The following is a 14,493-nucleotide window of genomic DNA, read 5'->3' on the forward strand; positions in this document are numbered from 1 at the left end:
CGCCTCCGCAGGACGCGGGATCCCGTCGCCGCTTGCCGTTACTCCCGAGCCAGCGAGAACGTGCCCCGCGCCGGGATGCCTGTTATAAGTGAAAGTGCAGGCGGCAAGCATCCTGCCATTCGGCAAGTGACTCACGCGAACGTGGCTTCTGCGTTGGCTCAAAAGCGTCGCTGGGCGACGAAAGGATTATGACCTCGCCACCCTGCTCGGCATCCGGCCCTCTCGTGGCCATCGGCGGTGCCGAGGACAGGAAATCCGACCTGGAGATCCTCAAACGGGTCTTTGCCCTGGCCCCCGAGGGTAACCTCGAGGTTGCGGTCATCGCCACCGCGAGCAGCATCCCCGACCAGATCCTGCCCGACTACGAAGCGGCCTTTGAACGCCTGGGGGCCAGCCACGTCCATTTGTTGGGTATCCGCGACCGCCGTCAGGCGGCCGAGAATGAAACCGTTCGCCTGATCGAGCAGAGCGGCGTCATCTTCTTCACCGGCGGAGACCAGCTTCGCCTGACCAATATCCTGGGTGGCTCCCCGGTGCTGAATGCCATCCGCAAACGCCTCGACAGCGGCGCAGTGGTGGCCGGGACCAGTGCCGGTGCTGCGGCCATGCCGGGCACCATGATCTATAACGGTGCTGCCACCGACGCCCTGCGCAAGGGTGGGGTCAACATGACCTTCGGCCTCGGCTTCGTCGACGGCCTGATCATCGACAGCCACTTCCTCGAGCGCGGGCGCTTGACGCGCCTGATGGAAGTCGGGGCGACCAACCCGGAATACCTCGGGGTGGGCCTGGGCGAGGATGCCGGTGTGATCATCCACCCCCACGGCATCCTCGAGGCCATCGGCTCGGGGCATGTCATCCTCATCGACAGCCGGGACCTGGCGAGCTCGAATATCGCCGATCTCTCCATGGGCGAACCGGTGGCCATCGAGAACATGATCCTCCATGCGATGGTCAGCAGCCATGGGTTCGACGTCGAGGCGCGGCGCTATCTCGTCCCCCACGAACTCGGCGCCATTCTCGCGGAGGGACGATGAACATTCTCGAGCACCGGGCCCTGCGTGGCCCGAACTACTACAGCCGCTACCCGGCCATCTTCTTGCGCCTGGACATCGGCAACCTCGAGGAGAAGCCAAGCGATCTCGTCCCCGGCATCGTCGAGCGGATTACCGCCCTGCTGCCGACCCTGCAGGAGCACCGCTGCTCGGTGGGCCGGCCCGGCGGCTTCCTGGAGCGACTAGAGCGCGGCACTTGGGCCGGTCATGTCGTCGAGCATGTCGCCATCGAGTTGCAGAACCTGATCGGCTTTTCGGTGGGCTACGGCAAGACCATCGACAGCTACGACACCGGCATCTACAACGTGGTCTACCGCTACCGGGATGAGGCCTGTGGGCTGGCCGCAGGCGTCGAAGCCGTCGACCTCGTCGAACGACTGTTCGCCGGCGAGGCGATCGACATGCCGGCGATCATCGACCGCCTCAAGCAGGTGCGCGACGCCCACATGCTGGGCCCCTCCACGGCCGCGATCGTTGCCGCGGCCAACCAGCGGGGCATTCCCCATACCCGCTTGAGCGAGGACAACAGCTACATCCAGTTCGGCCAGGGTCACCGGCAGCAACGCATCCAGGCGACGGTGACCAGCCATACTGACCTGATCGGCTTCGGCATCGCCGACGACAAGGAGTGGACCAAGCAGGTGCTCGGCGATGCCGGCATCCCGGTACCCCGGGGGCGGGTGTGCGGCTCCTTCGATGAGGCGCTCGACGCCGTCCGCGACATCGGCTATCCCGTCGCGGTGAAGCCGGTCATCGGCAACCATGGCCGAGGCGTGAGCACCAACATCGAGGACGACCCGTCGCTGCGTGAGGCCTTCGACATCGCCGCCCATCGCCACCCATCGGTGATCGTCGAGCAGTCCATTCGTGGCGAGGACCATCGCCTGCTGGTCATCGACAACAAGCTCGTGGCCGCGGCCCGCCGCCGCCCGGCGCATGTGGTCGGCGATGGGGTCGCCACCCTGCAGGCCCTGGTCGACGAGGAGAACCGGGACCCGCGGCGCGGCATCGGCCACGAGAACCTGCTGACCCAGATCCAGCTAGACGAGCAGTCGCTGCGACTCATCGGCCAGCAGGACCTGACCCTGCAGAGCGTCATCCCCGCCGGCCAGATGGTCTTCCTCAAGCCCACGGCGAACCTCAGCACCGGGGGCACGGCCACGGACATGACCGACGACGTCCATCCGGACGTGCGCTACATGGCGGAGCGCATCGCGCGGCTGGTGGGGCTGGACATCATCGGCATCGACCTGCTGGCTGAGACCCTGACCCGGCCGCTGGAGAAGCAGTCCGCCGCCGTGGTCGAGGTCAACGCCGGGCCCGGCTTTCGCATGCACCTCTCGCCCACCCACGGGGAGGGCCGGGATGTCGGTCGCCCGGTGATCGACATGCTGTTCCCCGACAGCGAGGCCACGGGGCGCATTCCCGTCGTGGGGGTCACCGGCACCAACGGCAAGACCACCACGGTGAGACTGCTGTCGCACCTGCTTCGCCAGTCGGGACGCAATGTCGGCATGGCCTGCACCGGGACCATCGAAGTCGACAATCATGTGATCCTGCGCGGTGACTACAGCGGTCCCCAGGCGGCCGCCATCGTGCTGCGCGAGCCGACGGTCGAGTGCGCCGTGCTCGAGGTCGCCCGCGGCGGCATCATGCGCCGCGGCCTGGGGTTCGACGAGTGCGACGTGGGGGTATTGCTGAATATCGCCAGCGACCACCTTGGCGAGCAGGACATTCATACCCTCGATGAACTGGCGCGGTGCAAGTTGGTGGTGATCGATGCCGTCCGCCAGGGCGGGACGGCGGTCCTCAACGCTGACGACCCCAGGGTGCTGGAGGGCCAGGAGTGGGCCCGGGGTGACATCATCTTCTTCACCCTGGACCCCGACTCGCGCCCCGTCCGCCGGCATGTCCGCGAACACGGCGTCGCCTTTACCGTCCACAGCGAACGCATCGTGATGCGCCAGGGCCATGTCGAGGCGGAGGTGATCCCGGTGGTGGACGCACCGATCACCTTCGAGGGACATGCCCGCTTCAACGTCGCCAATGCCCTGGCCGCCAGCGCCGCCGCCTATGCCCTGGGGCTCTCCATCGCCGATATCCAGAGGGGCCTGCAGACCTTCCACCCCACCCCGGGACAGAATCCCGGCCGCACCAACCTCATCGACGCCGACGGCATGAAGGTGCTGATCGACTACGGTCACAACGTGCCGGCGCTCGAGGCCTTGAGCGAGCTGGTGGGCTGCATTCCGGCCCGGCGGCGCATCAGCGTGGCCAGCGCGCCGGGGAATCGCCGTGACGAGGACCTGTTCACGCTGGGCACGCTGCTCGCCAGGATGCACGACGTCGTCTTCATCTACGAGACCGACGCCCGCGGACGCGCGCCCGGTGACGCCGCTCGCCTGCTGCGCGACGGTGCCCAGTCAGTGCCGGACGCCTGCCGGGTCGAGATCATCATGGAGGAGTCCCGGGCCGTCGACCGGGCCCTCGATGAGGCCAGCGAAGGCGACCTGCTGGTGCTGCTGATCGATGATGTCGAGGGCGCGATCGAGCGCCTGAAGGGCCGCCGTTTCTCGCCGCCGGCGGGGACTGACCCAGCGGATGAGTCGCCATGATGCCCCTCGATGATCTCCCTCCCCTGCTCACCCTGCTACGGGTCGGCCGCATCTTCGCGCCAGACCCCCTCGAGGCCACCGACATCCTGATCGCCGACGGCCGGATCGCGGCCCTGGGGCGGGATATCGAGGTCCCGGCGGGCTGGCCGATCCGGGTCGTGGAGGCGCGTGATCTCACCGCCGTTCCTGCCTTCATCGACCAGCATGTGCACGTGACCGGCGGCGGCGGCGAGGGAGGCGGCGGCACCCGCTGCCCGGAGATCACCGCCCGGGAGATCGCGTCCATGGGCATCGGCACCGTGGTGGGGGTGCTGGGCACCGACGGCATCAGCCGCTCGCCGGCGGACCTGCTGGCCAAGGTGCGCGGGCTGCGCGCCGAGGGCATCGCGGCCTACATGTACACGGGGTCGTATCGCGTGCCACCGCCGACCCTTACCGGCGACGTACAACGCGACCTGGCCTGGATCCCCGAGGTCATCGGCCTGGGCGAGATCGCCATCTCGGACCATCGTTCGAGCCAGCCGCGACAGGACGAGATCGCGCGACTGGTCAGCGAGGTGCGCGTCGGTGCCATGCTGGCCGGCAAGCGCGGCATCTGCCACTTCCATGTCGGTGATGGCAAGCGAGGACTGGAGCCGTTGCGCCGCCTGCTCAGCGAGACCGAGATCCCCGCCGAGCAGGTGATCCCGACGCATGTGAACCGCCATCGCGACCTGCTCGAGGAGGCCGCCGACTATGCGCTAACCTTCGGCGCCAGCGTGGATGTGACCGCCTTCGACGACGCCGACGAGGACGACCTGAGAGGCTTCGGTGCGGTATCGCGGCTACTCCGGCGGGGCGTCCCGGTCGAGCGCATCACCATGAGTTCGGACTGCAACGGCAGCCTGCCCGAGTTCGACGCCCAGGGTAATTACATCGGCATGCGGGTGGCGGGCAACACCACCCTGATCGCCGACTGGCAGCGCCTGGTGCGCGAGGAGGTGCTGCCCCTCGACCAGGCCCTGGGCCTGATCTCGGGCCATGTGGCCCGGGTGCTGGGGCTGCATGAACTCAAGGGCCGCTTGGCTGTGGGCTTTGATGCCGACGTGACCCTGCTCGACGGCGATCTCCAGCCACGACAGACCTTCGTGGCAGGGAAGCGACTCTATGCCAGGGACGGCTCGCCGACGTAGTGCAGTGGACGCTTCAGTCTCGAGAGCCTTCATGACTCGGTGGCGGCGTTGCCCGTGCCCAGCCTTCCAGGGCGCGGCCCAGGCGAAGCAGGCCGTAGACCGCGAAGGGCACGACCAGCATCAGCACCACCCCCCAGTCGCGGGTGTTGATCAGCCAGGCGAGCGGTAGCACCACCGCCACGGCGGCCATGCACCAGCTCGCCACGGCCAGCTCGAATCGGGAACGGGGGGACATGGCGGACCTCCTTGCGGGTCTGGGCGTCAGTGGACGAGGCCTCAGGTGGCGATGATCTGGCGATAGATCCCCGGCAGCGCCAGGGAGAGGTGCTCGGGGCGCTGCACGATGGCATAGCCGCCGCGGCCGAAGAGGTGGGGGATGTAGCGGCCCGCCTCGCGGTCGATGGTCACCCCGAAGACCCGCACCTCCTGGCGCCGCGCCTCGAGCACCGCCTTGCGGGTGTCCTCGATGCCGTAGCGGCCCTCGTAGTAGTCGTTGTCGTTGGGCTTGCCGTCGGTGAGCATCAGCAGCAGCCGGTGGCGATTGGGCCGCTCGGCGAGCTCGCCCGCCAGGTGGCGGATGGCTGGCCCCATGCGGGTGTAGGAACCGGGCTTGAGCGCGGCGATGCGTCGCGACACGCGCTCGCCCATGGGCTCGTCGAAGTCCTTCAGGGTATTCACCCAGACCTTGTGGCGCCGCCGGGAGGTGAAGCTGTGGATGGCGAAGTCGTCGCCGCACCCCGCCAGGCCATGGCCCAGCACCAGCAGCGCCTCCTTCGCCACGTCCAGCACCCGACGATCCTCCAGCCAGGCCTCGGTGGAGAGCGACACGTCCACCAGGATCGATACCGCCAGGTCGCGGGCCTGGGTGCGGCTGTCCAGGTAGAGCCGGTCGCTGGCCTGGCCGGTGGCCGCCAGGTCGCAGCGTGAGCGGATCACCGCGTCCATGTCGAGCTCGCTGCCGTCGAGCTGGCCCCGCAGGATCTCGCGTCGCGGCCGCAGCGCCTCGAACTCGCGTCGCACGCGGCGGATGCGCCGTCGGGTGGCCTCGTCCGGCTCCCACGCCTCGCCCTCCTCGCTCTGCACGTCGCTCACCACCACGCAGTGGTCGGGCAGGTAGGCCTGCTTGCGGTGGTTCCACTCGGGGTAGGTGTGGCGGCCCGTGAGGCGGCGGCCCGCCGCCTCGTCCGGGGCCAGGTCGAGGTCGAGCTTGAGCTTCGAGGCCGCCTTCTTGCGGTTGGAGCTGAGCACGATCTCGTCCATCTGGTCGGCCGCCTGGCGCGCCTCCTCCTCTTCCTCGTCCTCCACGTGGCGGTTGAGGTTCACCATCTCCGCCCAGGAGAGCATCTTCTCCATGTTGTTGAGCATCAGCGGGTCATCACGATCGGCCTGGTCCTGCTCGCGACGGTCGGCCTTGCGCTTGCCGTGGTCATCGTCGGGCGAGGCGGCGGCGCTGGCCAGTTCCTCGTCGTCGTCCACGCTCTCCTCGCGAGCGCCGTCGCGGGTGCCCAGGGTGACTGCCTGTCCCCATAGCGGCACCGGCAGCGGCGGGCGGTAGCCGCGCGGGGCGCGGAACTCCTCCAGCGGGAAGTCCAGTTCACGGATGGCGCGCTGCATGGCCAGAGCCCAGGCTTCCTCGGGGTCGGGGGCCCCCAACTCGGCCCGCACGGCGGCCTCCAGGTCCGCCTCGCGGGGCGGCAGGCGCCTGCGCTGGGGGCGGATGGCCAGCAGCTCGCCACACAGCCGCGCATGGCGCTCGGCGAGCCCCGGGAAGCGGGCCAGCGCCGCCTGCACAGTCCGCCGCGCCTCGCGCAGACGCACCAGGTCGGCCTGCAGGGGGTCGGTCGGCAGGCCGATCGTCGACGCCTCGGCCAGGAAGGCGGTCAGCCACAGGTAGAGGTCGCGATTGAGAGCGGCCTCGGGGAAGAGCGCCAGGCGCGGCGGCAGCAGCAGGTGCTCCTCGTCGCGGCGGGCCTGGTCCAGGTCCTCCTCGTCGAGGCCCAGCCGCTGGCGCAGGCTCAGCCGGTGGGCCGAGGCGCGCCGGGCGATGGCCGCCACCTCGATGCCCGCCTCGCCGCCACCGGCCCGGAAGAAGACCCCGAGCATGGGACGCAGCGACTCGAGCGTCACCGCCGCCTCGGGGTGGTCCGGGTAGCTCGCCGCCCCCGAGGCCCAGCGATGCCAGAAACGGCCGACGGTCTCCTCGACCTCAAGAAAGTCCAGCATGATCAAGCTCCCGAGTAGCACAACGGATGCTGACGACGCGGGGCTGATCCGATGGCAAGCCCCGGAGCGCCGGACCGACGAGGAGGCGCTTTAAATACCTCCCTGTACGCTACCGACGCCCTGCGGCGCTCTCGCATCCTGCGCCGCTTGCAGGGCCGGTGCGGGCCATCCATGGCCCGCCCGTTCGGAGCAGTGCTCCTCACCCCTGACGCAGGACCTCCTCTTCGGCTTGCCCCCGGCGCCCCTTCCACAATGAAGTGTTCCATTAACCGAAGGTGGCCTGGATGGCTTCCATCAGGCCCTCCTGAACATCGGCGTCGTCGGAGAGCGGCTCCACCAGGGTGGCCCGGGCGGCGTCCAGGATCGGCATGCCGGCGCGGATCAGGGTCGCGCAGTAGACCAGCAGCCGGGTGGAGACGCCCTCCTCCAGGTCCTGGCCCTTCATGGCGCGCAGGCTGGCCGCCAGGTTGACCAGGGCCGCGCACCGCTCGGGCGGCAGGCCGCTCTCGCGGGCGACGATCTCGCGCTCCACCGCCGGCGGCGGGAAGTCGAAGGACATCGCCACGAAGCGCTGCCGGGTGCTGGGCTTGAGGGACTTGAGGATGTGCTGGTAGCCCGGGTTGTAGGAGACCACCAGCATGAAGTCGTCCGGCGCCTCGAGCAGCTCGCCGGTGCGTTCCAGCGGCAGCAGTCGACGGTCGTCGGTGAGGGGGTGCAGCACCACGGTGACGTCCTTGCGGGCCTCCACCACCTCGTCGAGGTAGCAGATGCCGCCCTCGCGCACGGCGCGGGTCAGGGGGCCGTCGACCCAGCGGGTCTCGCCCCCCTGGAGCAGGTAGCGGCCCGTGAGGTCGGCGGCGGTCAGGTCGTCGTGGCAGGAGACCGTGAACAGCGGCTTGCCGAGTCTCGCCGCCATGTGGCTGACGAAACGGGTCTTGCCGCAGCCGGTCGGCCCCTTGAGCAGCATGGGGAGGCGCTGCGCGAACGCCTGCTCGAACATGGCGCACTCATTGCCGACGCTGTGGTAGTAGGGCGTCGCCTGCTCGCTGACGTTGGCCACGGAGGAAAGGGGCATGTCGAGGTCACTCCCGTCTGGGTGAACGGACGAGGGCCCCGATGGGGCCCTCTTGTGGTCAGGCACGCTGGGGGCCTGCGGTCAGCTGGGTGCCGCCGGCCGGCACCTGCTCGCGGGCGGGACCGAAGAAGGCATAGATCAGCATGATTGCCCCCGCGGCCACGGCCACGCCTGCGCCCAGGCGCATGAGGTAGAAGAGGCCAAGCTGGTCCTGCACCTCCATGTAGTTCATGCCCAGGACGCGCTGCAGGTGGGTCTGGACGACGCCCGCGAAGGTCAGGGTGAAGGTCATGAAGCACATGGCGCCGGTCATGATCCAGAAGCCCCACATGTTCAGCACCTGGTTGTAGGGCTGCACGCGACGCAGCTGCGGCATGGCGAAGCTGATCACGCCGAGGATCAGCATCACGTAGGCGCCGTAGAAGGCCAGGTGGCCGTGGGCGGCGGTGACCTGGGTGCCGTGGCTGTAGTAGTTGATCCACGACAGGGTGTGCATGAAGCCCCACACGCCGGCGCCGAAGAAGGCCACGGTCGGACAGCCCAGGGCCCAGAGCATGGCCGCCTTGTTGGGATGGTTGCGGCTGCCCTTCCAGAACATGTAGAAGGCGAACACCACCATGGCGAAGAAGGGGATCACCTCCAGGGTGGAGAAGATGCTGCCGATGGGCTGCCAGTACCCGGGGGCGCCGATCCAGTAGTAGTGGTGCCCGGTGCCCAGCAGGCCGGAGAACAGCGACAGGCCGACGATGACGTAGAGCCACTTCTCGATCACCTCGCGGTCGACCCCGGTCATCTTGATCAGCAGGTAGCCGAGCAGCGAGGCCATGATCAGCTCCCACACGCCCTCGACCCAGAGGTGCACGACCCACCACCAGTAGAGCTTGTCCACGGCGAGGTTGGAGGGGTTGTAGAAGGCGAACAGCCAGAATACCGCGGCCAGCCACAGGCCCAGCATCAGCACCAGGTTGATGGCGGTCTTGCGGCCCTTGGCCAGCGTCATGCTGGTGTTGAACAGGAACATCAGGAAGGAGATGGTGATCAGCACCTTGATCCAGAAGGGCTGCTCCAGGAACTCGCGCCCCTCGTGGATCCCGAACTGGTAGCCGACCAGGGCGGCGGCCCCGGCGAAGGCGAAGAGCGCCAGCTGGAGGTACGCGATGGTGGGGCTGTGGATCTCCTGCTCGGCCTCCTCGGGCATCAGGTAGTAGGTGCAGCCCATGAAGCCGATCAGCAGCCAGACGATCAGCAGGTTGGTGTGGCTGACACGCATGATGTTGAAGGGCATCAGCTCGGCCATGAAGTTGGGCCAGGCATAGACGGTGGCGGCCAGCAGCCCGAAGACGATCTGCAACGCGAAGAGCGCCATGGCCACCATGAAGAATGGCAGCGCCACCTTCTGGGTTTCGTATTTCATCGGTGTCGTTCTCCTTGAGTCATCCGCGGTCAGGCGGCTCAGCCGGCGGGCGTCGGCGGCCAGTCCTGGGCGTCGATGCTGTCGGTCCACTGGAGGAAGTCGATCAGCGCCTGCATCTCCTCCTCGGTGAAGTCGTAGGCGGGCATCTGGCGGCGCCCCTCGGCCCCCAGCGGCTGGGCGCGGATCCAGGCGGCGATGCCGGCCCGGGCGGCGTCCGGGTTCTGGTGGCCGCCGTAGCGCTCCCAGACATTGCCCAGCTCCGGCGCGAAGTAGGCCCCCTCGCCCATGATGCTGTGGCAGTTGATGCACATGTTCTTTTCCCACACCTCCTTGCCGTGCTTGACGGACTCGGTGAGCCCCTCGCGGTCGGTGGACGTGTTGACCATGTACCAGTGGCTGTGGGCCGTCAGTGCGGCGAACAGCAGAAAGAAGAACAGCGACCCGCCGTAGAAGATGTTGCGGGCCGCCGACTTGGTGAGACCCTCGGCCATGGACCATACCCCCTTGCTCGTGTGGCAGTGTCCATCCCCCTGCGAGGAGGAGCACCGCGCCCCTTTTAAGATGTATAAAAAATACATGTTAAGACTAGCAGGAGAGCACGCGGCAGGGCTTTGACGCGGGTCAAGTTACGGGGTGGCCGGGGGAAAGGAGGCGGGGATGGCGGTCAGGCGGCAGCCCGGGGCTGCCGCCTGACGGCGGGGCTCAGTGGCCGAGGATCTGGCTCAGGAAGAGCTGGGTGCGCTCGGACTGGGGGTTGTTGAAGAAGGGCTCCGGGGCGTTCTCCTCGATGATCTGGCCCTGGTCCATGAAGATCACGCGATCCGCCACGGTCTTGGCGAAGCCCATCTCGTGGGTCACGCAGAGCATGGTCATGCCCTCTTCGGCCAGCTCGACCATGACGTCCAGCACCTCCTTGATCATCTCCGGGTCCAGCGCCGAGGTCGGCTCGTCGAACAGCATCACCTCAGGGTGCATGCACAGCGAGCGGGCGATCGCCACGCGCTGCTGCTGGCCGCCGGAGAGCTGCCCGGGAAACTTGTGGGCCTGCTCGGCGATCCGCACCCGCTCCAGGTACTTCATCGCCAGCGCCTCGGCCTCGCGGCGCGGCTTCTTCTGCACCCAGATCGGCGCCAGGCTGCAGTTCTCCAGCACGCTCAGGTGCGGGAAGAGGTTGAAGTGCTGGAACACCATGCCGACGTGGTGGCGAATCTGCTCGATGCGCTTCACGTCCTGGGTCATGGGGATGCCGGCCACGAGGATCTCGCCCTGCTGGTGCTCCTCGAGGTGGTTGATGCAGCGGATCAGCGTCGACTTGCCGGACCCCGAGGGCCCGCAGATGACGATGCGCTCGCCGCGCCGGACGGTCAGGTCGATGTCGCGCAGCACGTGGAAGTCGCCATACCACTTGTTGAGGCCGCGTATCTCGACCATCGGGGTATCGGCCTTTGCTGTTTGGGTAGTCATGCAGATGTCCTTGTTCTAGTGGGCGACCGTCCCCCCGGGGACGGTCGCCAGCTGCGCCTCAGCGCGTCTAGTGGCCGGTGTGCAGCTTGCGTTCCAGGTACTGGCTGTAACGTGACATGCCGAAGCAGAAGACCCAGAACATCAGCGCCACGAAGACGTAGCCCTCGATGGAGTAGCCGAGCCAGTCGGAGTCGGCCAGCGCCGCCTGGACGATCGCCAGCAGGTCGAAGAGCCCGATGATCAGCACCAGCGAGGTGTCCTTGAACAGGGCGATGAAGGTATTGACGATCCCCGGGATCATCATCTTCAGCGCCTGGGGCAGCACGATCAGGCCCATGCGCTTCCAGTAGCCCATGCCGAGCGCCGCCGCCGCCTCTTCCTGGCCCCTGGGAATCGCCTGCAGGCCGCCGCGCACCACCTCCGCCATGTAGGCGCTCTGGAACAGCGTGATGCCGATCAGCGCCCGCACCAGCTTGTCCATGTCGACCCCGCTGGGCACGAACAGCGGCAGCATCACCGAGGCCATGAACAGCACCGTGATCAGGGGGACGCCACGCCAGAACTCGATGAACACCACCGAGACGCTCTTGATGATCGGCATCTTCGACTGGCGCCCCAGCGCCAGCACCACCCCGATCGGCAGGGCGGCGACAATGCCCACCACGGCCAGCACCAGAGTCAGCATCAGGCCCCCCCAGCGATGGGTCGGCACCGCCGGCATGCCGAAGCTTCCCCCGTGCAGCAGGAAGAAGGCCACCACCGGGAAGACCAGCAGGGTCACCACCGCGGCCAGCTTCTTGGCCGGCAGGCGAGGGATCGCCAGCCAGGCGATCAGGCCCGCGAACAGCACGAAGGTGAGATCGACCCGCCAGCGCAGTTCGGCGGGGTAGAAGCCGTAGATGAACTGCTCGAAGCGGGCCGAGATGAAGACCCAGCAGGCCCCGCCGGACGAGCAGGCCTCGCGGCTGGTGCCGATCCAGTCGGCATCGAGGAAGGCCCACTGGATCAGCGGGGCGAGCCCGGTGATCAGCGCCCAGAGCACCAGCAGCGTGATCACGCTGTTGATCGGGCCCTGGAAGAGATTGGCCCGCAGCCAGGCGATGGGTCCCAGGCTGTGCTTGGGCGCCGAGCGTGCGGCCACAGGTGTCTTGTTGACTGTCATCTTGGTCACCTATCGCTCCACGAGCGCCATGCGCGCGTTGAACCAGTTCATGAACATCGACACCAGCAGGCTCAGGGTCAGGTAGACCGCCATGGTCATCATGATCACCTCGATGGCCTGGCCGGTCTGGTTGAGCGTGGTGCCGGCGAAGACGGACACCAGGTCCGGATAGCCGATGGCGGTCGCCAGGGACGAGTTCTTGATCAGGTTGAGGTACTGGCTGGTGAGGGGCGGGATGATCACCCGCATCGCCTGGGGAATCACCACCAGTCGCAGCGTCATGCCGCCGGAGAGCGACAGCGCCCGGGCGGCCTCGGTCTGGCCATGGGAGACCGCCTGGATGCCCGAGCGCACGATCTCGGCGATGAAGGCGCCGGTATAGATCGACAGCGCCAGCCACAGGGCCAGCAGCTCCGGCAGCACGGTGATGCCACCCGAGAAGTTGAAGCCGGTGAGCTTCGGAACATCCCAGGTCAGCGGCATGCCGCTTCCGACGAACACCAGGGCGGGCAGGCCGATGATCAGCCCGAGGCTGATCCAGCCGGCCGGCAGCCGGACCCCGGTGGCCTCATGGCGGCGGCGGTTGAAGCGCACCAGCACGATGGAGGCGACCACCGCCACGGCCAGCGCCACCAGCGTCCAGCCGAAGCCCGGCCCCCCCACCGGGTCGGGCACCACCAGGCCGCGCACGTTGAGGAACGCGACCTCGCCGATGCTCATGCTCTGGCGCGGCGAGGGCAGCGAACGCAGCACCGCGAAGTACCAGAAGAAGATCTGCAGCAGCAGCGGGATGTTGCGAAAGATCTCGACGTAGGCGGAGGCCAGGCGGGAGAGCAGCCAGTTGGGCGAGAGTCGCGCGATGCCCATCAAAAAGCCGAGCACCGTGGCCAGCATGATGCCGAGTGCCGAGACCAGCAGGGTGTTGAGCAGCCCGACCAGGAAGGTGCGCCCGTAGGTGCTCTGGGGCGTGTAGTCGATCAGGCTCTGGACGATGCCGAAGCCGGCGGTGTTGTCGAGGAAGCCGAAACCGGTGGTGATGCCTCGGGCATCCAGGTTGGTCAGGGTGTTGTTGACGATGAAGCCGATGACCGCGAACAGGCCAGCCAGCATCAGCGCCTGAAACAGCAGCGCCCGCTTCGCCGGATCACGCCAGAAGGGCGGTTTCTCCGTGCGAGGCGGGGGCGAGGAAGGCGTTGCCATGGTAGGTCCTCTCCACTAGCGATGACACAACGACGGACCCCGCCCTCGAGGGGGCGGGGTCGGTGGAGGGGTTAGCGGATCGGCGGAGCGTACATGATGCCACCATCGGTCCACAGGGCATTGATGCCCCGCTCGATCTCCAGCGGCGAGTCCATGCCGACGTTGTGTTCGAAGACCTCGGCGTAGTTGCCGACCTCGCTGATGATGCTGTAGGCCCAGTCGTCCGGCAGGCCCATGGCTTCGCCGAAGTCAGCGTCCTGGCCCATGAAGCGTGCGACGCCCGGCTTGTCGGAGTTCTTCATCTCGTCGACGTTCTCGCTGGTGATGCCCATCTCCTCGGCATTGATCATCGCGAAGAGCGACCACTTGACGACGTTGAACCACTGGTCGTCACCCTGGCGGACCGCCGGGCCCAGCGGCTCCTTGGAAATCACCTGGGGCAGCACCTTGGCACCCGACGGATCGGCGAGCTTGATGCGCAGCGCGTTGAGCTGGGAGGTGTCGGAGGTGAGGACGTCACAGCGACCGGACTCGAAGCCGCGCACCGTCTGGTCGGAGGTGTCGAAGACCACCGGCTGGAAGGTCATGTCGTGGGCCTGGAAGTAGTCGGCCAGGTTGAGCTCGGTGGTGGTGCCGGACTGCACGCAGAAGGCCGCGCCGTTCAGCTGCTTGGCGTTGTCGACGCCCAGTGACTTCTTGACCAGGAAGCCCTGGCCGTCATAGAAGCTGGTGCCGGTGAAGTTGACCCCCAGGGTGGTATCGCGGGTGGCGGTCCAGGTGGTGTTGCGTGACAGCAGGTCGACCTCGCCCGACTGCAGCGCGGTGAATCGCTCCTTGGCGTTCAGCGGCACGAACTGGATCTTCGAGGCGTCACCGAACACCGCGGCGGCCACGCCACGACAGACGTCCACGTCGAGGCCTTCCCAGTTGCCTTGGTCATCGGGGGTGGAGAAGCCCGGCAGGCCGGTGCTCACGCCACAGACCACCTGACCGCGCTCCTTGACCTCGTCCAGGGTGGCCGCCGAGGCGGAGGCGGCCACACCCAGTGTCAGGGTGGCGAGGGACAGCGTCATCAGCATCTTGTTGTTGTTGCGCATGGGGTCAGATACTCCG

The 14,493-nt window shown here is 67.6% G+C and carries 12 protein-coding genes; 3 read left to right on the forward strand and 9 right to left on the reverse strand.

What is annotated here, in order from left to right; all coding sequences use genetic code 11:
- The first annotated feature begins 188 nt into the window (after positions 1 to 188).
- From BOX17_RS07085 to iadA, 3 genes are read left to right on the forward strand one after another with little or no spacing between them, the layout of a single operon-like run.
- Complete coding sequence (locus BOX17_RS07085) at positions 189 to 1,037, forward strand: cyanophycinase (protein WP_071943069.1); 849 nt, start codon at positions 189 to 191, stop codon at positions 1,035 to 1,037.
- Positions 1,034 to 3,670 (forward strand): cyanophycin synthetase, encoded by a 2,637-nt coding sequence (gene cphA, locus BOX17_RS07090; RefSeq protein WP_071943071.1) that lies wholly within the window; start codon positions 1,034 to 1,036, stop codon positions 3,668 to 3,670. The genes BOX17_RS07085 and cphA overlap by 4 nt, the downstream gene beginning before the upstream one ends.
- A complete protein-coding gene (iadA, locus tag BOX17_RS07095; protein WP_083582104.1) occupies positions 3,667 to 4,842 on the forward strand; it encodes a beta-aspartyl-peptidase in 1,176 nt (391 codons plus the stop codon). Before cphA ends, iadA begins: the two co-directional genes overlap by 4 nt.
- 13 nt (positions 4,843 to 4,855) lie before the next feature.
- On the opposite strand, the gene BOX17_RS07100 is transcribed toward iadA, so the two are convergent.
- From BOX17_RS07100 to BOX17_RS07140, 9 genes are all read right to left on the reverse strand, one after another.
- Positions 4,856 to 5,077 carry a hypothetical protein gene (locus tag BOX17_RS07100; protein ID WP_071943073.1) on the reverse strand — a complete coding sequence of 74 codons (222 nt, stop codon included), beginning with the start codon at positions 5,075 to 5,077 and terminating at the stop codon, positions 4,856 to 4,858.
- Positions 5,078 to 5,118: 41 nt separating this feature from the next.
- Positions 5,119 to 7,065 (reverse strand): nitric oxide reductase activation protein NorD, encoded by a 1,947-nt coding sequence (locus tag BOX17_RS07105; protein WP_071943076.1) that lies wholly within the window; start codon positions 7,063 to 7,065, stop codon positions 5,119 to 5,121.
- A gap of 265 nt (positions 7,066 to 7,330) precedes the next feature.
- Positions 7,331 to 8,140: a CbbQ/NirQ/NorQ/GpvN family protein gene (locus BOX17_RS07110; RefSeq protein WP_071943078.1), complete on the reverse strand. Its 810-nt coding sequence runs from the start codon at positions 8,138 to 8,140 to the stop codon at positions 7,331 to 7,333.
- 58 nt (positions 8,141 to 8,198) lie between these two features.
- Positions 8,199 to 9,554: a cbb3-type cytochrome c oxidase subunit I gene (locus BOX17_RS07115; protein WP_071943080.1), complete on the reverse strand. Its 1,356-nt coding sequence runs from the start codon at positions 9,552 to 9,554 to the stop codon at positions 8,199 to 8,201.
- A gap of 38 nt (positions 9,555 to 9,592) precedes the next feature.
- A complete protein-coding gene (locus BOX17_RS07120) occupies positions 9,593 to 10,045 on the reverse strand; it encodes a c-type cytochrome (RefSeq protein ID WP_071943082.1) in 453 nt (150 codons plus the stop codon).
- Positions 10,046 to 10,256: 211 nt separating this feature from the next.
- Positions 10,257 to 10,985, reverse strand: coding sequence for an amino acid ABC transporter ATP-binding protein (locus tag BOX17_RS07125; RefSeq protein WP_071943084.1), 729 nt, complete (start codon positions 10,983 to 10,985; stop codon positions 10,257 to 10,259).
- 100 nt (positions 10,986 to 11,085) lie between these two features.
- Entirely contained in the window at positions 11,086 to 12,180 is a 1,095-nt protein-coding gene (locus BOX17_RS07130) for an amino acid ABC transporter permease (RefSeq protein WP_071946730.1), read from the reverse strand.
- Between the two features lie 9 nt (positions 12,181 to 12,189).
- Positions 12,190 to 13,380 carry an amino acid ABC transporter permease gene (locus BOX17_RS07135; protein WP_071943086.1) on the reverse strand — a complete coding sequence of 397 codons (1,191 nt, stop codon included), beginning with the start codon at positions 13,378 to 13,380 and terminating at the stop codon, positions 12,190 to 12,192.
- 71 nt (positions 13,381 to 13,451) lie between these two features.
- Positions 13,452 to 14,477 (reverse strand): amino acid ABC transporter substrate-binding protein, encoded by a 1,026-nt coding sequence (locus BOX17_RS07140; protein ID WP_071943088.1) that lies wholly within the window; start codon positions 14,475 to 14,477, stop codon positions 13,452 to 13,454.
- Between the last annotated feature and the right edge of the window lie 16 nt (positions 14,478 to 14,493).

Origin of the sequence: Halomonas aestuarii (assembly GCF_001886615.1) — a bacterium.
Classification (GTDB): domain Bacteria; phylum Pseudomonadota; class Gammaproteobacteria; order Pseudomonadales; family Halomonadaceae; genus Halomonas; species Halomonas aestuarii.